Raw genomic sequence first — 22,172 nt, 5'->3', positions numbered from 1 at the left:
TGTAACTTTACCTATTCAATCTCGACTAATCCGTGTATGAAGCACAACTACGATGGTGAATCCCCTATGATCCAATTGGTCAGTTTCAACAGTTTGTTGAAATACTACGATGGCCTTGTGGATAGCCCCAATAAATACTTGGCGGAACGGGCGAAGTATGTTTTGGAGGCACAGGCCCCGTTCCCTGAATTGAGGGAGGGTTTTTCCGATTTATCGCTTCTTGAAAAACATAAGGAGGTGATCAAGATCATTTTGGAGGATACTTTCGCTCCTGTGCTGACCCAAAACGAAATCAAGGCGGCCTCGACACCTTTTGAAAACTTGGTTTTCAATTCGTCGGAGCGTTTTCAAAATATTTTGAAGGAAGCTGGTCAGGATTTTAATCTGGAGATCAGTAATATTCCTTCGGAGTTCAATTATATCATGCGTTGTACCGTGGTGCTGAAGTTTCACTACGGGTTCAACCTCGATTTTAAGCGACCATTCTTTTACGATATTCCAGATGCCAACGGGGTGATGCACCGTTACCGTATTCTGTACAATGCGGATTTCATGGAAGTTATTCCGACCGAAAAGGCTAGGGAACTGACCCAGGATGATGTGGACGAACTGCTGGATAATTTTGAAAATCCCGATATCTGGAAGGAAAAAATTCCACCGAATAGTTTTATCCTGAAAGGTTTTGTGATTTCCAACATGTTCGATGTTACTGCCGAACATTCCATTTCCGAAATCAAGTCTACTTTGATCGGAAGGGCCCAAAGGGGCAAGGACAATTTTATGGACAGTTTTGAGGATACCTTCAGGTCCTTGTTCAAATTGAGTGATATTAGGGTCGGTTTTGCAGGATATGATGCCGGTGCCAACAACTTTTTTAGGATTTACGGGAAGGGGATGGAGAGCTATATCCTCAATGGTAAGGAATTGGAATCCTGTGATGCGATGCTTTGTGAACATTCCCACTGTAAACTGTTCAATGAAGGGAAGTATTTTGCCATCTCCAACGTTGAAAAATATTTTAACAAGGTTGAAGGTAATGTTCAACCTTATAAGAATTTAATGGAACAAGGCATTAAAAGTGCCATTTTGGCTCCGATTGCCGTCAACGGTAACTTGCTGGGTGTGTTGGAGTTGGTGTCCGGAAAAGTCAATGAGCTGAATAGCGTGAACGCCAACAAGTTGGATGATGTGATGCCATACTTGATTTCCGCAGTACTCCGTACCATTGAGGAAGAGGAAAATTTGATCGATGCCGTGATCCAACACGAGTGTACCTCGGTGCACCCTTCGGTATATTGGAAATTCCAAGAGGAAGCCAAACGTTTTATGGCGGATGAATTGGCGGGCAACCAGCCTGTATTCCATGAAATTGTTTTCAAAGATGTGTATCCCCTTTATGGACAAATCGATATTAAGGATTCATCTAGGGAAAGGAATTTTTCCATTCAAAAGGATTTGATGATTCAACTTTCAGAAATCAATGAAATCCTGGAAGTGGCCATCAACAAATATGGTTTGCTGGTTTATGAGGAATTGATGTTCCGCGTGGAAACCTATTTGGATGAAGTCAAGGAAGCTTTGTATACCCACACCGAGCAAGCCGTCTTCGATTTTGTGAAAGAACAGGTGAACCCCGTTTTCCAACATCTGAAAAAAGAAGATGGCGAAATTGCTGCCCTGCTCGAAAAATACGAGGAGAAGATAGACCCATCAACTGAGTCCTATTACGATCATCGCAAAAATTATGATGAAAGCGTAATGGAAGCCAATATGCAGTTGGCCGCTCTTTTGGACAAGAAGCAGGAAAAGGCGCAAGAAATGTTCCCACACTATTTTGAAAGGTACAAAACCGATGGTGTGGAACACAACATGTACATTGGGGCCTCTATTGTTAAGGATCGTACATTCGATGCGTTGTACCTAAGAAATTTAAGATTGTGGCAATTGCAGGTCATGTGCGAGATGGAGAACAAATACTACGCACTGAAATCGAAATTGCCCGTAAAATTGGATGTGGCCTCGCTGATCCTTGTTCATAGCAGTGCCTTGGCCATCCGTTTCCGAATGGATGAAAAACGTTTTGACGTGGATGGCACCTATAATGCTAGATATGAGGTTATTAAAAAACGAATTGACAAAGCATTCATCAAGGGAACCAATGAACGTTTGACCCAAAAGGGTAAGCTTTCCATTGTGTATAGCCAACGCAAGGATGAACGGGAATATCTTCGGTATATCCGATTCTTAAAGGCCAAAGGATATTTTACGGATAACATTGAAATCGTAGAGTTGGAAGGGCTCCAAGGGGTAACCGGACTAAAGGCGATCAGAGCGGAAATCCTTTACAAAAAGGACAAAAAATCGGAACAGACCTATACCTACGATGATTTGATGCAGGAGCTACGCTCTTGATTTAAAAAGGTGCTCTGTCGGGTCCAAAAAATCGAAAGGCAATACCGAATGCAAGTACGGAAATGATCATGCCCAACATGAAAATGTTGTAGGTAATCCGCAGTATTTTGTATTTTCTATTCAAAACTAACCCAAGGAAGTAAAGGTCTTTGGTAAGGGATGAGTACACATAATCCTTGTCTTTGGTAAGTTCGGACATAGCCCATTCATACTCTTCCAATTTCATTTTATGAAAATTACCAAAGAATAACAGGTTCACTCGTTTCTGTTCCACATCTTCCTTGGTGAATTTTCCACTGGTAATGTTGGGTCTGGTGGCCAATACGGACAGAATCATGGAAGTAATACTGAAAAGAATCAGGATCAATGTGGGGTAAATCAAATAAGTGTTGGAGGGGTTGTCCAATTTGGTGAGCAAATTTGCCAAAACCAATGATATGATAATCGCATTCACGGACAACAGAATGTTCGCTTTGGTGTCTGCTATATCGCTAAGTTTTAAATGATTGTTCTGAGTGACGCGATAGAGGGTCTGAATACTACGATCAGGGCTATCACTCTTATATTTGGCTTTTAGCGCTTCTTTTTTGGCAATGGTTTTTTCGGTTTTCTTTTCCTTGAGCAGTTGATTCAGGTTTTTTTCCTTCCCCTTTTCCCAATTTTCCTTGGCATAATCAGTATAGAATTTATGCTTGGTCCGGAACATTTGTATGTTCTTTTCCCGCCATTCCTTGGAAGAATAATCGGCGATACCCAATTCCTTGAGCTCATCCCGCAGGTAATCGGTCGTTTCCCAATAACTCTTTTGTGCAAAATGGGAAATGTCGGCATCCTTCATGATCTGCTCCTGAAGATCCTGAGGTTCATGACTCATTTTGGTGGCCAAGATCAACTTACAGACCTGTTCGGTATTGGATTTGTCATAACCATTTTCCTTTAAGAAAGTTGCCGCCATTTTTGCACTGGCTTCTTCGTGATCTTCAGTTCCTTCAACATAACCAATGTCATGTAGCCAAGCCGCGAGCAGTATTTGCTCGCTTTCCCCACCGCCCAAATCATAAAAGTTGAGCAATTCTTTAGTACTTTTAACAACGCGTTGGGTATGTCGTAGGTTGTGGTACAAAAACCTTGGATCAAGTTTTTCGGATAGTAGTTCAGTTACAAAACGTTCAGTTTTTTCAACGATTTCCGACATATCTCTTATTTGAATATCCAAAGTACAAAATTTTGGAGTCAACCTCATAGGATATGAAGAAACATTACTTTTTGATACTCTTACTGGTTTTGGGATATGGTTGCGCCACCTATGAGGCCAAGTATGCCGAGCCCAATTCTGTCCAAATTTCTTCTTCTACAAGCAAGGAAATCGACCATACCTTTTACTTGATAGGGGATGCCGGATTATCTCCCGAAGGCGATTTAAATCCGACCCTAAAACAATTCAAGTCCGTTCTGGATAAGGCCGATGAAAAAAGTACGGTCCTTTTTTTAGGCGACAATATTTACCCAGCTGGTTTTGTGGACAAGGATGATGATCCCGAAGGCTATAAACGATCCAAACACTACTTGGATGCCCAATTGGCAACTTTGAAATCTTTCAAAGGCAATGTCATGTTCATACCTGGCAACCACGATTGGTATAGCAACGGTCTAGAAGGATTGGAAAGGGAAGAAAAGTATATTCAAAAAGTATTGGACGACAAAAATGTCTTTAAACCAGAAAATGGTTGTCCGATTGAGGATATTGAGATCAATGAGGATATTTTGGTCATTGCCATTGATACGGAATGGTACCTGACCGATTGGGACAAGCACCCGACCATGAACGATAACTGTGAGATCAAAGATCGGGGACGATTTTTTGAGGAATTGGAAAGCTTGATCAAAAAGAATCTGGATAAAACCATAGTGATTGCCATGCATCATCCCATGTTTACCTATGGGGAGCACGGTGGTCAATTTTCGTTTGAACAGGGGCTTTATCCAACAGGAGGGAAAATACCTTTGCCAATCCTAGGTTCTGCGGCAAACCTGTTGAGGAAAACCTCAGGGGCCTCTATTGAAGATCTATCCAACAAAAAATACAATGAACTGAAAAAGCGTGTGCTTACGCTTTCCCAATATTCGGACAAGGTGGTTTTTGTGTCTGGTCATGAGCATACCCTTCAATATATTGAAGAATCGGGAAAACCCCAGATTGTGAGCGGAGCTGGTTCCAAAACAGGCTCAACCCGACTATTGAACGGCAGTAAATTTTCAACGGGAAGAGGCGGTTATGCCATTTTAAACGTGTACAAAGATGGTTCTTCTGAAGTATCTTTCTATGGAGCCGATGCTACCGCCAATACTTTGTTGTTCCAAACCCAAGTATTACCCCCGGATCGTTCAACGGCTCAAGTTTCCATATCCAAAGATTTTCCTGCCTATAAAACGGCTTCCATTTATACTCAGGAAGAAATTGCAAAAAGTAGTTTTCATAAATGGCTTTGGGGGGAACGGTACCGAAAATATTATGGAACCGAAGTTAAGGCCCCTACAGTGCTTTTGGATACCTTGTTCGGAGGTTTGAAAGTGATACGGAAAGGTGGAGGGAACCAGTCCAATTCCCTTCGATTGGCTGATAACAAGGGTAGGGAATACGTGATGCGGGACCTTCGAAAAAGTGCCGAACGCTACCTTCAGGCCATTGCGTTCCAAGATCAGTACATTATCGGGCAATTTGAGGGAACCTATACTGAAAAGCTGTTACTCGATTTGTATACAGGTGCCCATCCGTATGCCCCTTTTACAGTGGGTACACTTTCGGACGCTGTCGGGATCTATCACACCAATCCGAAATTGTATTATGTTCCCAAGCAATCGGTTTTGGGCGAATACAATGCCGATTTTGGCAATGGACTCTACATGATAGAGGAGCACGTTTCCGACGACCATGATGATTTGGCAAGTTTTGGCAAGTCCAAAAAAATTGAAAGCACGTATGACCTGATCAATAAATTGAGGGAGGACGAGGAATACAGTATCGATCAAAAGGAATACGTGAAAGCCCGCCTTTTTGATATTTTATTGGGAGATTGGGACCGCCATGTAGATCAGTGGCGATGGGCGGAATTCAAGACCGAGGATGGAAAAAGAGTTTTTAAACCGATACCTAGGGACAGGGATCAGGTGTTTTCACAATGGGGCGATGGATTGATCATGACCTTCGGATCTAAAGCGGTTCCGGCACTCCGTATTTTTGAAGGATTCCATGAAAAAATCAGAAGCGTAAAGGGGTTTACATCCTCTCCAAGAACCTTTGCCTTGGATATGGCCTTGTTGTCCGAATCAGATTTGGACATGTGGGTCGAAGAGGCAAAATTCATCCAGCAACATTTAACTGAAAAGGTCATTGATGAGGCGTTTCTGAATTTCCCAGAGGAAGTCAGAGATGAGACCGTTGCGAATATCAAGAAAGTTTTGTTGGTCAGAAAGGACCATTTGGTGGAAACGGCGGAAGACTATTTTGCCGTTTTGAACAAGTTCAGCGTGGTCACGGGTACGGATAAAGACGACTATTTTCAAATTGTTTCCCTTCCCAATGGTGGCGTTGAGGTAAGCGGGTATCGAATTAAAGGGGGAGAGAAGGAAGACCTGTTCTTCAATAAGGAGTATGATCCAAATTTTACCAAGGAAGTATGGATCTATGGATTGGATGATGATGATGTTTTTGATGTAAACACGGAATCTTCAAGGATAATCCTGCGATTGGTGGGAGGTCAAAACAATGATGTGTACAAGATTTCGGAAAGGTCTCGGAACGCCTACGCCTACGATTTCAAATCCAAAAAGAATACCTTGGATGAAGCCTATGGTGGAAACATTAACTTGGTCAACGACTACGATACCAATACCTATCAATTTTTAAAGATCAAGGCCAGTAGCAATCAATTGTTGCCCACAATAGGGGCCAACCCTGATGATGGTTTTAGAATTGGCCTGACCGATACCTATACTTTTAATGGTTTCCGTCAAAATCCATTTACCCAACAACATGTGTTCAATGCCGCCTATTATTTTGCCACCAATGGTTTTGATTTGGGCTACAAAGGCGAGTTTGCCCATGTTTTTAATAATGTGAATTTAGAATTGAAGGCGAGATTTACTAGTCCTAATTTCACCCTTAACTTTTTTGGTTTTGGTAATGAAACCATCAATGATGACGATGAGCAGCCCCTTGGTCTGGATTTTAACAGGGTTCGCATGAGAACCATCAGCATTGCGCCATCTTTAATTTGGAGAGGGTATTTGGAATCTAAAATACGGCTCGGTGTTTCTTATGAAAGTATTGAAGTGGAGGAAACCCAAGATCGTTTCATCAATCTGTTTTATCTGGAAAATGGTGAGGAAAACCATCAGAGTTTTTTGGGTGTGGATGGCGAATACAGTTATTCCAATTCGGATAATGAGGCATTTCCGACCTTGGGAATGGGCTTTGCGCTTAACGGTGGTTTCAAAACCAATGTGGAACAATCGGGAAGGTCCTTCGGATATGTCATTCCCAGTTTTTCCATGGACCATAAATTGGTGGCAAATGGCAGATTGGTACTGGCTTCCAAAGCAAAGGCCCATTTTATGTTAGGTGACGATTATGAATTTTATCAGGCAGCATCCATCGGCGGGAATAATGGATTGAGAGGCTATAGATACCAACGCTTTACAGGAAAAACCGCTTTTTATCAAAATACGGACTTGCGTTATAGTTTTAGGGGAAGACACACTGGGGTGCTACCTGTAACACCTGGAATGTATGGTGGATTTGATTATGGTAGGGTTTGGTTTCCTGGGGATACATCGGATAAATGGCATAATTCTTATGGAGGCGGATTTTTCTTGAACGGCGCCGATATCCTAACTGCCAATTTCGGACTTTTCAATAGTTCGGATGGAATGCGGTTTGCCTTTCAGGTAGGTTTTGGATTCTAATCCAAAGTATAAGAATACAATCCTCTACCACCAAATACATTCTGCTCATCTGCCACTAATAAAGTTTTGTTGTCCAAAAAACAAACAGATTCAATTTGAGTGGAACAGAATAGGTCAATGGTCGTGATCACTGCTTTGGTGAAGGTTGGAAGATCATATCCTGTCACCAAAAATACTTGTCCATAGCTTAACAGGGCAATGGTTTTTCCATCAGGTGAGATATCCGCACTGGTAACGGAACACCGATTTTGGTCGTCACAAAGAAAAAGGGCATCCAGCAATTCTGCCTCATAAGAACCTTCCTGATCGGGAACCCGATAGACCAAGGTCTTTCCATCATAAGGACGTGTTCTATTTTTAGTGAAAATGTACAAATAGCCTTGCCAATGGATGAACCCTTCGGTATCAAAATATAGACTATCCTTTTCCGGTGGAAATCCGTTTTGTTGCGGATATCGAAATGCTATTTTTTCGGCCTTGGGTTCTTTTTTGTCCAGCTGCTTTTGGGTAATCTTATAAATGGTAAGATCCTTTCGTAGATTACTGTTGTTGCCAAAATCCCCAATGTAAAGATTGCCATCTATGTCAGTGGTCAAGTCTTCCCAATCCACATTTTTGGCGTGGGCTATTTTTTTGGATCGAATGGTCTCTCCTTTTTGGTTTACCTCGTAAATGTTGTCTGCGTTCCCGCTATCCTCAATTACCCAAAGATTTCCGTTTGAGGTGGTTTCCATTCCTGAGACTTCCTTTAGTTTTTTGGAAAATTTCCCCAGAGGCTGTAAACTGCCCTGTGGCTCCTTTTGGGCACAAGCCTGTGTCATGATCACTAGGAAAATAAGGGCAATCTTATTCATCGGATTCCTTTAACGGCATGAACACCTCGGTCTTCCATTCCAATTCATTGCCACCCATATTGGGGTTGTTGTAGAATACCTCGATTGGTTTTTCTTCAACGGGAATGTTGTTCTTTTTGGCGTAATCCAACAAAAAATACCAAGCACGATCCGAAGTGATGTAGTTACCATTGTAGATAGCCTTCAATGCCTTCTTTGGAAAAATGCGTTTGTAGGTCAGATCTGGATGGTTCGGCAGTTTTTCCGATCGAATAATAGGGTTGCAAAAATTAAATTGGAGCGAATTTTTCTTTTGGTCCCAATCCAGAATTTCAACAAATGGGGGACCGTTCAATTGAACGCTATTTTCCAGTAATACGGTATTCAGGAAATTGTATTCCGCCATCATACCCTTGGCCTTGTTCTCTGGGGTAGTATTCAAGGTAACACAGGCACAGTAGGAGGAAAATAATTCCGAATTGCCTTCAATGGAAACCTTGAATGACTTCAAATGATAGCTTAAGAAATCATTGAAATCGAGGAGAGTCTTACGAGCTCCAATGGCAAAATCAGTATCTGAAAAAATAATCTTCCATTTGTTGTCCATGGAATGATCCGGATCGGTGATGTTCACATCGACCTGACTCAACGTATCATTTACCGGAGTAACTTTCCATTCATATTTATGAACAGAGTCGTTCACGACAAGCGTTTGGTAAAAATGCTCCGTACTTTCAAAATCAATAGGGACGACACTGTCCAAACCTTGGTTCCATGCCTTAACAGTCTCATAGACAGTGCCCGGGTTGGTTTTTGCTGTAAAACTCACCTGATAATCCTGTGGTTTTAAAAACAGGTACCAGACCATGGATACCAAAAAAAGCGCAATGATAATTGATAAAATCTTCCTCATACCAGAGGCCAAAAATAACTATTAGCTCTTTGTCATGTCCAATTTGTCCACAATAAATTTTCCAAGGTTTCTTCCTTGTTGGATCCCAACTTCAATAGCTGCGCGATAGTGGATACCACCATACATTCTGCTTATGGCAGCTTCATCCGCCGCTTGGTTGAAGGAGGTAAAGGAACGGATTGGAAGGCCGTAAGGTACCTCGGTGTCGTCATCGAAGGCAAAGCCGTCGCCAAAAACACTTGTCAACGCTGTTGAAGCCGCACCGGATACCACACTGTGACCACTGGTATATTCTGGAAACGGAGGCGTTTGAAGAACTGGTTCCCAGCTATCATCAATATACTCATTGATCACCGTTTCTGGGCGAATGAGGTTGCTACGGTATTTTTCATCCCAACAACTGATGAAACCATCGGCAATGGCGATGGATGTTTTGGTATAGGCATAAACGGTTTTGCTAAAATCGGATTCCGTTTTTCGGCACGCAATCTTGGCGATGCCGATCCAGTGTGCCCCAGGGGTGATTTTTTTGGTGGCGAACATCAAGTGGCCCCTGGTCACGGAAACATATGGGTTACAATCCCAAAATTGGGCTATGGCAATCTCATCGGATTTGTCCCCTTTACCGACCATGGATTTTTTAACTTCGTACACTTCCATAACCTCCTTGTAAAACTGGGAATCCTTGTCCATTGAAAAAGCGGGAGGTGGAATGGGCTTAAACTGAGCCGATGAATCAATTGCAAATGGCCTGATCTTGCTCCAATGGGGTTCAATTCCATTCATATAGGCTGGTGGAGTAGGTTGCCAACGGGTGGGGTCGTCCGAATCTACGGTAAACTTGGGCATTGTACGGGTTTCCTTGTAATTGTCCTTGCTCATCCAACCAGCAATGAAATCGGCAACTTCCAATCCGTATTCTTTTGAGGCATTGAATTCGGCCTCGTTTTGGTTCATCCAAACATTGTATAGGCTGTCACGGTAACTCTCGATTTTTTCTTCAGAGAAAATCAACCTTTTGCTCAGATCTATATGGGCCACAAGGGCTGCAAGATCATAATTTACATTTTCCTTGTTTTTTGGGTCTGGTATACTGGTCAATCCCGTTACTTGCCCGGCCAAAGATTTGTATGGGCCATCTTTTTTGGCAATGATCTCGTATGCGGCAATGTTGGGATAGGCAAATATCCTACTGGCAACCGGAGGGGAGAAGATGTCGTGGATCATTACTTCAATGACCTTGTCCACAGATTGGTGGAATTCCTCTGCAGTGATTACAATGGGTTCTTCCTTCTTTTGACAGGAGGTCAGTACCAATAGTACGAATGCGATTAAACTAACTTTTACTTTCATGGCCTCTTGATTAATTAATTTTATAGACTTGTGCTTTGTCGTTGTTGAATACTGATAATAGATATTTTTGTCCGTTCAGGGTGATGGTTTTTAGGTGTCGGATGGATTTCTTCGTGAAATCCAGACCCAAAACATTGCCTAGGACCACTTCTTTTTCATTTTTGATCAGGGCACCTGGAAAGGAGTCCAAACGCCCGTGATACGGTTTTACACCGAAATAATTGCCGCCAACTAAGGCTTCTTGTTGGCCATCCCCATCAAAATCGTCCACTAGGAACGCCATGATCGGTGCAACCTGAAGGTCATTTGAAAACGGAACAAAAACAAATTTTCCGTTGTCATTTCTCAAAAATCCAGACTGAAGTGTGTTGACCTCCAATAAGGTGGAATTTTTTAGGGCATCGTTGCCAAAAAGTTCCTCCATGGTCTTTCCGGCAAAGGCTTTGTAGCTGTTGTATTTCTTTTTAAGGAAAACCAATTGCGAGGCCAACCCGTCCAAGGTCTCCAATGGATAGTACTTCCCATTTTTTTCCATGGCAGTGACCGTCTCGGTCTGTCCATTCTCATCAAAATCATTGAAGTATAGCTTCATGGGATATTCCTTAGATGCCTTGAACTTGGTATTGGTGCCCCAATTGCCAAGCAGGTAATCCACATCTCCATCATGGTCCATATCAAATGCTTCTATGGTTTGCCAAAGTCCCTTTAAATCTATTTCATTCACCAAACTGAATTGGCCCTTATCATTTTTAAGGAATTTGGGCGACATCCATTCCCCAACCAAGATCAGATCCGTTTGACCGTCTTGGTCAAAATCACTCCAAAGGGCATCTGTCACCATTCCTTTGGAATGCTTTTCAAATCCTTTGAAAATTTGGAAGGATCCCTTGACGTTTTCCAGAATATATGACGTTGCCGCAGCTCCGAACTGACCAGTAATGGTATGACCTCCTACAAAAATGTCCAAGTCGCCATCCTGATCAAAATCGAACGGACGCACTACAGAAGAATTCTGGAAGAATTGCGGTAGATCCAACGAGACAAAAGTGGAATCCTGCTGAACGAAAAAATTGTCCAAAAGGGCTTCCGATTTACCAAAAAAGTCGCCGCCTCCAGAAGTTACGAACAGGTCATTTTTACCATCGTTGTTGAAATCGGCAATGGCTGCTGAAATAATTTCCTTAACCGAATCTTTTTGGATAACTGGGTAGTTCTTCTCAACAAAAATGGAATCTTGTTGCACGTAAATGTGTGACGGTACAAATTTGGAACCTCCAAAATACACATCTTCTTTTCCGTCATTATTTAGGTCACCAATGGCCACAGCCGGACCTCTGTCCGAAACTTGATACGGAATCAGTTTCTCACGGTTAAAGTCGGTATAGTTGTCCTCTACATGGGTAAAGTCCAATCCCAAATTGTTGACAATAGGAGTAAAGAGTTGTTTTTTAGGTTGATGTAACGTGTTGTAATCAAATGGTTTGGTGTTTTCGGGTGACACGGTAAGAGTTTGGTTCACCTCAACATCTTTCATCACCTGATAAGTCCTATCTGGCCAAATAATTTTGATGGAATCTATCTTTTGAACGTTTCCGTACCCAAAATGGATCATGGGTTCCGATGACGCCTGAAATCCCCGAGTTGGGAACAATTCCTTGAACTGAAGCCCCCCATTTTGATACGAAAAAACCTTGGTGCCTATTCCAAAAGTGTTCTTGCCGCCAAACTTGAACTTTAGTTCAAGATAGGTTCCTTTTTTATTGGCCTTGTTGATGTACAAAGATGCTGGTTGATTGATGTTATTGGTCACCAGGTCCATATCCCCATCGCCATCCAGATCTGCCATGGCCGTTGCACCGGAAATCAAAGTATCCTTGGTAATCCAATTGCCGGACATGTCCTTGAAGTTGAGGTTTTCGTTTCCTTGGAACACATAATTGTGTACACTTCCTGAAGGCATAAGGTCCAAAGCCTTCTCATCAACAAGTTTGGAATTGTCCAGTTTTTGTTGGATTTGATCGTTCGAGGCAAAATTGATAAAGTCCAGATCATTGGGCCTTTTTGGGATACCGTTGGAAATGAACACATCTTGATGGCCATCCAGGTCATAATCGGCAAAAAGCGCGCTCCAACTCCAATCGGTGGCGGCTATGCCGCTCATCAAGGCGGTTTCCATAAAATTGCCATCCGGTTGGTTCACAAAAAGCATGTTACGGGTAAATTGATAATGATATCCAAAACGGTCTATCCGCATCTTTTGGGTTTGGATGTTATCATCGCCTTCGGATGATTTCAAGGCCACTTCGTCTTCGGGCAGCATGTCCAACGACATAAAATCGGGTCGGCCATCATTATTGATATCGGCCACATCATTACCCATGGAAAACCTACTGGTATGCCCAAAATATTTTCTGAGACTTTCCGTAAACGTGCCGTCCCCATTATTCAAATAATAGTAATCATCCTCATGAAAGTCATTGCCCACATAAATATCGGGGTACCCATCTTGATTAAAATCGGCAATGGCCAATCCCAAACCGTATCCGTTGATACCACCATAGATTCCGGCCTCTTCGCTTACATCTACAAACTTGCCATCATCATTTCGTAATAGTTTATCTCCAGTTTCATAGCGGCGTTCGTACCTAAGATCAAATCGTCCAAAGGAATTTTGGGTATGCACGGCATGGTTGAGCAAATAAAGGTCCAGATCACCATCCAAATCATAATCAAAAAAAGTGGCGTTGGAGCTGTAGGAATCAAAATCGAGACCATATTTGGCAGCACTTTCGGTAAACGTGTTGTCGCCATTGTTCATATACAGTTCATTGAACCCATTGAACCCGTTAATGCCGACAACAGCGCAAACATAAATGTCCAAAAGGCCATCCCCGTTTACATCGGCCATGGTAGTGCCGGTATTCCAAGTACTGTTGCCCTCGATACCCGCAGTTGTAGAAATATCCTCGAACTTTAAATTGCCCTTGTTTAGATATAGTTTATTCTTGACCTGATTTCCGGTAAAAAAAATATCTGGCAGCCCATCATTGTTGATATCCCCAATGGAAACACCACCACCGTTATAAAAGTAGAGATAGTCCAGAATGCTGAGATCATCCGTTGAGGTCAAAGTGTTGGTGAACTCGATACCTGTGTTCTTGGGTTCGGGAGTTTCAAAAAGGCTACCTTCCTTTTTGCACGAAACCACAAGGAGTAGCGCAAATGATATGGACCAAAACCTATTCATTGATGGCAAAAATCTTGGGTTTGCTGTTGTTGATGGCCGTTATGACAAAGGTTTTACCGTTTTTGTCCTTAAACTGTTCCATATATTTTACTTCGTCCCTCAATTTGAATCCACTGGTGTTGTATTCTTGCCAAGTGAAGCCCAATTTGCCATCCCCTAACAAAAGGTTGCCTTGGCCGGCATCCAATCTTGAAAATTGTGGTTTGAACTCGAAATTATTCCCGGCCATGATCAAATCCAAGTTTCCATCGTTGTTCACATCGGTACAGGTGATGTCACAAATACAGGATAGTTGAACCCTCGGGGGCAAGTTTTGGATTCGGAACTTTCCACCACCTTCATTAATGGCGATCACCGAGGCTGAAGTCTCCACTTTTTTCACAATGGATTTGGAAATCACTTCTTCAGGAAACAATTGATGAATGGTCCTGTTCGCGTAGTCCGAAGCCTTCAAGTTCTGTTTTTTGAGCGTGGGCAATTGTTCGGTCAATTCCCTTTTTTGATGAATGGGATAATCACCTCCATTTTCTTGAAGGGTTACGATTTGCTCAATGGTTCCGTTGTTGTCGTAATCGTTGATCCACATTTTCATCGGCGCATACTCGGTGGGCTTGTAATGTAGGTTCAATCCTTGGTTGCCCAAAATAAGGTCTAGGTCACCATCACCGTCAAGATCCGCTGCTTCCACTGTATTCCACCATCCATACAAACTATCCAAAGAGGTGTTCATTTTGGTCAGTCTTCGCCCCGTGTTTTTGTAGATTTTCGGGGTGTCCCATTCGGCGGTGATCACCAAATCTTTTTTGTTGTCACCATCAACATCCACCCATTTGGAATCGGTGACCATTCCAGCATTTTTAAGGTCGTAACCCAAACGTTCCGTAACATCGGTAAAAGTACCATCTCCCATATTTTCCAAAAGAAGATGATCGGGAGAAAGGCCATAAACACCTACAACACTGCGTGATCCAATAAATACATCCATATCCCCATCATTATCAAAATCATAGGGGGCAATGGTAGATATGTTCTTAAAAGTGGACGGTAACTCGTTCGGGGATTTTGTGAAATTTCCTTTGCCATCGTTCAAATATAAACGAGCCCTGTAAGTTCGTTGCTCCTGAACATTGTTGCCTCCTGAACCTACCATCAAGTCTTGGTCTCCATCGCCATCCGCATCAAAAAAGGCAGCGGCAACATCCTCAAAATCTTTGTCGGATTCAAATGCAGCCAATTTTTTCAAAGCCACTTTGCCATTTCCGGAATGCACATAAAGCGTTCCCGGTTGCCCCTTGGCCCCTCCAATGTAGAAATCCTCATTCCCATCACCATTGATATCGGCAACGGCCAATGAAGGTCCTTCTTGGGAGAGTTTTTTATGAATAAGTCCTTCGTAGTCAAAGTCATTATAATTGTCTTCTTGATGTGTTACAAAAGAACTGGATTCCAAAGCTTTCAAATACGATTTTACAGCATTTTCCTTTGGAAGTTTGTACGTTTCCTTGGCATTGGTATGATCAAAGGTAATGACCTGGTTGGCGGGTACATTTTCCAATTTCTCGGTAAGATCATCGGGCCAGACTACCCTAATGGAATCCAATTTTTCGGTTTTCCCCAATCCTATGTTCATTTCGTAACCCATAGAAGATTGGAATCCTCGCGAAGGGATCAGTTCTTGGTTCACGATATTTCCACCAAAATAAAATTTGGCCAAGGCACCTACAGCAAAAATATTGGATTTAGGACCTTTGAACTTCAACTGAATGTAGTTATTGTTCAGTTGGGTTTCCGAATTGTTTTTATAGATAAAGGCAGGTGTGTTCACGTTATTGATCACCAAATCAAGATCACCATCATTGTCCAAATCGGCGTAAGCGGCCCCGTTGGAACGAGAGGGGAGCTCAAAGCCCCATTCCTTGTTCGCATTTTTGAAGGAGATATCACCATTGTTCTTGTAGGCGAAATTGGGTTGCGGTTTGATGGGCATTTTACTGATGATGGAATCAATGGATTCCTTTTTACCTGTCAATGCCATTTTTTGAACAATCTCGTTCGCGAAAAAGTCCACAAAGTCCAAGTCTGTCAGGTCGTGATTGATACCGTTGGTAATAAAAATATCCTTCAGGCCATCGTTGTCCATGTCAAAAATCAATCCTGCCCAACTCCAGTCCGTAGCATCAATGCCGCTGTAATAGGCCACTTCTGAAAAAGTACCGTTGCCATTGTTAAGCTGAAGGGTATTCTGGATGTATTGTTGACCAAAATCTTTACCTTGTTTAAGGTTAAAAACATTGTATCCTTCAAATTCCATGACAGATTTTACCCTATTTTCCTTCTCAGGGAGCATATCAGTGATAAATATGTCGTTATGGCCATCGTTGTTGATGTCGGCCACATCGATACCCATGGCGGATAGACTAAGGTGTGAGGTCCAATCCTTGATTTCTTCCTTAAACGTGCCATCTTTTTGATTGATATAGAGGTAATCCCGCTCATAAAAATCGTTGGACACATAAATGTCAGGGTATAAATCTCCGTTGAAATCGGTTACCAAAATGCCCAAGCCGAACCCAATAAGACTTCCATAAATCCCGGCTTCTTCGCTAACGTCTACAAATTTGCCGTTATCGTTTCGCAAAAGCATATCGCCCACACCTTTGAAAATATCCGGCACACCTTCCCAATCTTGTGCACGTACGTCGCGCTGTTCGGCATAACCAAGGCTACTTACGGGAATATTGCTGTTGTTTAGGATATAGGCATCCAGGTCGCCATCCTTGTCATAATCAAAGAATGAGGCATGGGTGGTAAAACCAGTTTTGGCCAGGTTGTATTCCTCCGCTCTTTCGGTAAAGGTAAGGTCACCGTTATTGATGTACAGATCGTTATCGTGATTGTTACCTTCCATATTGCCGGCATTGCAAACATAAATGTCCAACAGACCGTCTTGGTTAATGTCCACCATCACCACTCCTGTAGACCAAGGTTTGTTTCCCATGATCCCGGCACTTTCTGAAATGTCTTCAAACTGAAAATTACCCTTGTTCAGGTAAAGTCGGTTGGCGACCATGTTACCGGTCAAATAGATATCCTGCAAACCATCATTGTTGATGTCACCAATGGCCACACCGCCGCCGTTATAAAAATTCCGGTATTTGAAAATATTGAAATTCTTTTGGTTTTCAACTTTGTTAACGAAAGTCACACCAGTTTCTTCAGGGGTCATCAAAGTAAAAAGCGTTTCTTTTTGCTCCTCTTCGGTTTTGTTATCGGCCTCCTTGTTTTTACATGCCAACGCAACAAGAATCAAAAGGCATGTAACAGCATATTTCAGTTTCATTTATTGTGCAGTTTTTTCACTAAAAAAATGGGAGCTTCGTTGTTCAATGCAATGATGAACCCTTCTTTCCCATTTACGTTTATTTTTTTGATCGTTCGGGCAGCACCAGAAATCCCCAAGCTTTGCGTATAGCTTATGTTGCCACTTTCATCATTTTGCAATAAAAACCCGTGCGAAGCGTCTAATCTACCAAGTTGGGTGCTTATCTCAAAATTATTGCCCACCATTAATATTTCATTAATCGTTTCTTTGTCATTTCTTTCCAAGTAAATATCGTTTACAGAGGACGATTGAACCAACCACGGCAGTTCTTTGGAAGTAAAGTTCCCTTGACCATCATTTACAAAGTATGTCGTAGCCAAAACGTATACTTGTCGCTTGACAGATGCGTCCAGTTTGTCTTTGCCAAAAAGTTCTTCAAGCGAGGCTTTTGCAAAGTCTTTGTAGAACAGGAATTTTTTGTTCAGGAAAGGCATTTGTTTCGCCAGTTCATCTTTTGATGCAAAGGCCGTTTCCTTATCCCCGTGAAAATGGGTCACCACTGTTTCAATGGACCCATTACCATCAAAATCATTGATATACAAGGTGATTGGTTTTTCTTCGGAAGCTTGAAATTTGGTGTTCAATCCCCAGTTTCCTGCCAAAATATCCAGGTCTCCATCATTGTCCAGGTCGGCAAGTTCAATGCAATTCCACCAACCGTTCGTGTTTTGAAGGTCGTTGTTTTTCTGCTCTATTAGTTTTTTACCATCGTTCAAAAAGATGGTGATAGGGGTCCAGTGGCCTGCAACGATCAGGTCTGGATAACCATTGTGGTCCAAATCGGCCCAAACAAGGTCTTTTACATTGCCTATGTGCTGAAAATCTGGAGCAAACGAAGCCGTTATTTCCTTGAAATTTCCTTTTCCATCATTTTCAAAGAGGAATTGTTCAGATTTTTTACCGAATTCTGTGGATGGTGTGTTCGAGGCGATGCAAATATCCAAATCTCCGTCGGCATCTATATCAACAGCAGCTATTTTGGATGCGTTCACAACCAGTCCATCAAATGTGTTTTCTTCTAATAGAAGTTGACCGTTTTCATTTTTATAGAAGCGGGGTTGAAGCGGTTTGCCTCTGGTGAATTCGTTACCACCGCTAACAATGATGAGATCAAGATCTCCATCGTTATCAGCATCGAAAAAGACTTGATCAACATCCTCGCTGATAGCTTCCTTTTCGAACAATTCAGGTTGAAATGAATTAAAATTTCCCTGTTCATCTTGAAGAAAAAGTGCCGAGGGTTGATTCTTGCCGCCACAAATAAAAAGATCATCGTGACCATCTTTGTTGAAATCAATCACCGCAATGGATGGCCCTTCATTGGAATAGGCAAAAGGCACCAACGGATTTCTGTCGAAGTCCAGTGAAGGATATTCTTTGTGGACAAAATCAATCGGATTTTCGAGCAAAACATATTCCGATGTTGATGATTCTGATGTGTTCGCGTAAAAATTTCCTGAAGCATTGGTGGGAGTAACTTCAAGGGTTTGGTTTGAAGTGATGTTCCGTAATGTTTCAAATGTTCCTCTGGGCCAAATGATCTGTATGGAATCGATGATGGAATCTTGCCCGACTCCAAAATTTAGGGTATAATCCTTAGCAGAGAGGAAACCTCTTGTGGCAATATTTTCTTGGACCGATTTATTGTTTTTGTAATAGACAATGGCTTTTGCTCCAAGTCCCAATCTGTTTTTTGGACTGCCCTTAAATTTGATTTTGACAAAGTTGCTCTTGGGCAGTGTGTTCTCCATTAAAAAAGCTTCCTGGTTCACATTGTTGACTACCACATCCAAATCCCCATCATTGTCCAAGTCAGCGTAGACGCAACCGTTGCTGAAAGAAGTCATTTGTGGTGCCCAGGTTTCGGTCACATTGGTAAAAGTTGCTTCTCCATTGTTCTTATAAAAATAGTTCTGGACTTTTTTAGCAGGTAGGTGGTCGATTACCTCCATATCCTTGTCGGTGAGTCCTTTTTCAATGGTTTTTTGTATCTCTTCGTTGGATATGTAATTGATGTAGTCCATATCATTGGTCACCCCTTGTATACCGTTGGAAATGAATAGATCCTTGAAGCCATCATTATCAAAATCGGCGAAGAGGGCACCCCAAGACCATTCTGTGGCATCGATGCCGCTAAGGTTGGCAATTTCCCCGAAATTTTCCCCGTCAAGATTCAAATGCAATGCATTTTGCATGAACTGCGGGGCAAAACCATTTTTTAAATACTGCTGGTACACCGGATAGGCATATTCAAGCCCGGAAGTTTTATAGGTTTCCAAGTCTTCAGGGAGCATATCAAGGGAAAGGATGTCGGAAAGCCCATCATTGTTAATGTCCGCTATATCATTTCCCATGGAAAAGTGAGTGGTATGGCCTAATTTTTTATCGTCTTCGGAGATGGTCTCCTTAAACGTGCCATCTTTTTGGTTGATGTAGAGGTAGTCGTTTTCAAAGAAATCATTGCCAATGTAAATGTCTGGGTACCCATCGTTGTTGATGTCGCTGATGGCCAGTCCCAAACCATAGCCAATGGTTCCTTGAAAGATACCGGCCTCCTTGGAGACATTGTTGTAATATCCTTCATCGTTCCTAAAAAGGATGTCCCCGGACATGGAATCCACCATTTTTCTTTTGGCACCTTTACCATAAGATCTATTTGGATTTACGGAATGGTTCATGAGATACATGTCGAGATCACCATCTAGGTCATAATCAAAAAAGGCGGCCTGAGTGGAATATCCGATAAAATCAAGGCCGTATTTTGCAGCTTCCTCTTTGAAGGTCGGGATTCCATCTTTGTTATTACCTTGATTGATGTACAATAGGTTTTGACCTTGGATTTTCCCATGGTCGCCCACTTTGGAGATGTAGATGTCCAGTAGACCATCGTTGTTGATATCTACGTGGGTAACGCCGGTGGTCCAGCCAAAATCGTTTTGGATTTGTGCTTTGGAAGTAATGTCTTCAAACTTGAAATGGCCCTTGTTGAGGTATAATTTGTCAGCACCTTGGTTGGAGGTAAAATAGAGGTCCACCAAGCCATCGCCATTAAAGTCGCCCGCGGCAACACCTGCCCCGTTGTAAAAATAGAGATAGTTGAGAATGTTGAGTTCTGGGGTCTGCACCAGTTCATTTTTGAACTGGATTCCGGTTTCACGGGAATCTTTCAGATCAAACAATGTTTTTGGTCCAGCTTTTTGACAACCGATAAGGGTTAGGATCATCCCAAAAACCAAGCGATAGAGTCCTCTCATTTTATCTTTCAATAGCGCGGTTCAAGATACTTATTTCTAGAGGGAATGGGAACAGGCTTACTATTAATGTTTATCAAAAAAAGGATTAATAAACGCTTAATAAGCATTATCATAATAAAGAAAGGCCACCGATCGGTGGCCTTTCCATGTTATAAAAACAACTTAAACTTTGATAATATTAATATCCTGGGTTCTGAACCAAATTAGGGTTAAGAATAATTTGGGTAGAAGGGATAGGGAACAAATGACGGTTGGTATCACCAACAGCTGCATCATCCTTAAATTCCCAATCTTTGGTATATTGTCCAAAACGAATCATATCGTTACGTCTCCATCCTTCGATGTACAATTCCCTTCCTCTTTCATCAATAAGATCTTGAGCAGAAACAGAACCTAGAGGAGTGGCTCCCCTGATAGTCCTTAGCTCGTTCACCAAAGAAGTTGGGTCTCCACCGCTTCTCATCAATGCTTCAGCCTTCATCAGGTGGGCATCTGAATAACGGAAGAAAACACTGTGCTCAGCAAATGCACCGTTTCTTGGATTGTATTTGATCACACGGATGCCGGTGATTTCGTTGTTGTCCACAAGGCTTGGTTGATTATCAACTGCACTTACAAATTCCCTTGTGAAAGAAAGTGGGTTACTTCCCCTATCAGTTAGGGCAGCACCGTTACCAGCATATTGTTGACCGATCAAGAAACCATAACCAACGTTAGAACCATCTACAAAACCATCATTGTTGTCATCTGTACCAAAACTACCATCATAAGCAACGCCACCAGGAGGTACAAAACCTCTACGTTCTTCTTGACCATCGCTTAAGGTTCCATTGTTTAGTCCACGGTTGTTGTTCGCATCTCCTTCAAATAGGTCGTAGAACTCAGCCAAAGTGCTGAATCCATTCCAACCACCACCACCTAATTCGGTAGAGTTGTAGTGAAGGGTGTTGAAAATTCTGTTACCTACGGATGTTGGAATGTACCAAATCATCTCATTATTGGCATCTGGAGTAAACAGGTCAAAATATCCGGCTGTAAGCTCATATCCTTCAGCGGCAATTTCATCAACCAAGGAAATTACCTCGGTCATATCTGAAGCGGCAGCGCTACCAGATCCATTGTAAATATGTCTGTTCAAAAGCACTTTAGCCCTTAAAAAGCGTGCAGCAGCTTTAGTGGCCCTTCTATTGTCACTTCCTGCAGCAGCAGCCGGAAGATTGCTCTCTGCAGTATCCAAATCACCCAAAATTTGGGCAACTGCATCCTCACCGGTCAAAACCACTGGATCGGCCAATGGATCACTTTGAGTGTCCCTGAACGGAACTTGACCAAAGTTGTCAAGAATCACAAATACACCCAATGCTCTCAAGAAAGCTGCATGACCAATAGATTCAGTTGAGGAAGCGGATCTTGAATCCAAAACCTCACTAGCTCCAAGTTGAAGCTCGTTCCATTGGTTCCAAACGTTAAGGATGTAAGAGTGTTCTGGGGTCCAGCTGTGCTGGTGCAATTGTCTCCAGATACCATTATCACCCCAGTCAGAACCTCTGGTGGGAACCAAAAGTGCGTCAGTAGTAACCTCGCTCAAAGCAAAAAGGTTAGCTTGGTCTCCAACATATCCATTTACGTTGTTGTACATAGCGGTAACCTGACTGGCAGCCTCATCAGCTGTTGGTATACCAGTAAAGCCTTCCGCTAGTAAGGAATCGGTTTGCTCTACTTCCAAGTTGGTACAGGAAGCAAGCAGTATAGTTACGAACAACGAGATTGTTGCAAATTTGTTCGATTGTTTCATTACTTTTTTCATTGCTTT

Annotated in this window: 10 protein-coding genes; 2 read left to right on the top strand and 8 right to left on the bottom strand. The window is 42.3% G+C overall.

Features of this window, described 5'->3' with window-relative positions:
- The first annotated feature begins 36 nt into the window (after window positions 1-36).
- A complete protein-coding gene (locus LKX84_RS06310; protein ID WP_228236290.1) occupies window positions 37-2,412 on the top strand; it encodes a GAF domain-containing protein in 2,376 nt (791 codons plus the stop codon).
- Between the two features lies 1 nt (window position 2,413).
- Here the strand turns inward: LKX84_RS06310 and LKX84_RS06305 are convergent, their stop codons facing one another.
- Window positions 2,414-3,607, bottom strand: coding sequence for a Pycsar system effector family protein (locus LKX84_RS06305; RefSeq protein ID WP_228236289.1), 1,194 nt, complete (start codon window positions 3,605-3,607; stop codon window positions 2,414-2,416).
- 53 nt (window positions 3,608-3,660) lie between these two features.
- Here LKX84_RS06305 and LKX84_RS06300 point away from each other — a divergent pair, with 53 nt between their 5' ends.
- The gene (locus LKX84_RS06300) at window positions 3,661-7,377 is read left to right on the top strand and encodes a metallophosphoesterase (RefSeq protein ID WP_228236288.1); all 3,717 of its coding nucleotides are present in this window, start codon (window positions 3,661-3,663) and stop codon (window positions 7,375-7,377) included.
- Here the strand turns inward: LKX84_RS06300 and LKX84_RS06295 are convergent.
- The 7 genes from LKX84_RS06295 to LKX84_RS06265 all read right to left on the bottom strand — a co-directional run bounded on the left by LKX84_RS06295 (window position 7,374) and on the right by LKX84_RS06265 (window position 22,166).
- Complete coding sequence (locus LKX84_RS06295) at window positions 7,374-8,231, bottom strand: hypothetical protein (protein WP_228236287.1); 858 nt, start codon at window positions 8,229-8,231, stop codon at window positions 7,374-7,376. The genes LKX84_RS06300 and LKX84_RS06295 overlap by 4 nt on opposite strands.
- Window positions 8,224-9,123 (bottom strand): GyrI-like domain-containing protein, encoded by a 900-nt coding sequence (locus LKX84_RS06290; protein WP_228236286.1) that lies wholly within the window; start codon window positions 9,121-9,123, stop codon window positions 8,224-8,226. The genes LKX84_RS06295 and LKX84_RS06290 overlap by 8 nt, the downstream gene beginning before the upstream one ends.
- A 21-nt stretch (window positions 9,124-9,144) precedes the next feature.
- Window positions 9,145-10,476, bottom strand: coding sequence for a vanadium-dependent haloperoxidase (locus LKX84_RS06285; RefSeq protein WP_228236285.1), 1,332 nt, complete (start codon window positions 10,474-10,476; stop codon window positions 9,145-9,147).
- A 10-nt stretch (window positions 10,477-10,486) separates the two neighbouring features.
- Window positions 10,487-13,723, bottom strand: coding sequence for a VCBS repeat-containing protein (locus LKX84_RS06280; protein WP_228236284.1), 3,237 nt, complete (start codon window positions 13,721-13,723; stop codon window positions 10,487-10,489).
- Window positions 13,716-17,063 carry a VCBS repeat-containing protein gene (locus LKX84_RS06275; protein WP_228236283.1) on the bottom strand — a complete coding sequence of 1,116 codons (3,348 nt, stop codon included), beginning with the start codon at window positions 17,061-17,063 and terminating at the stop codon, window positions 13,716-13,718. Before LKX84_RS06275 ends, LKX84_RS06280 begins: the two co-directional genes overlap by 8 nt.
- A complete protein-coding gene (locus LKX84_RS06270) occupies window positions 17,060-20,371 on the bottom strand; it encodes a VCBS repeat-containing protein (RefSeq protein ID WP_228236282.1) in 3,312 nt (1,103 codons plus the stop codon). Before LKX84_RS06270 ends, LKX84_RS06275 begins: the two co-directional genes overlap by 4 nt.
- A 166-nt stretch (window positions 20,372-20,537) precedes the next feature.
- Window positions 20,538-22,166: a RagB/SusD family nutrient uptake outer membrane protein gene (locus LKX84_RS06265; RefSeq protein WP_228236281.1), complete on the bottom strand. Its 1,629-nt coding sequence runs from the start codon at window positions 22,164-22,166 to the stop codon at window positions 20,538-20,540.
- Window positions 22,167-22,172 lie beyond the last annotated feature (6 nt).

Source organism: Allomuricauda sp. M10 (genome assembly GCF_020782875.1).
GTDB lineage: Bacteria > Bacteroidota > Bacteroidia > Flavobacteriales > Flavobacteriaceae > Flagellimonas.
This window is presented reverse-complemented; position numbering and strand designations above follow the sequence as displayed.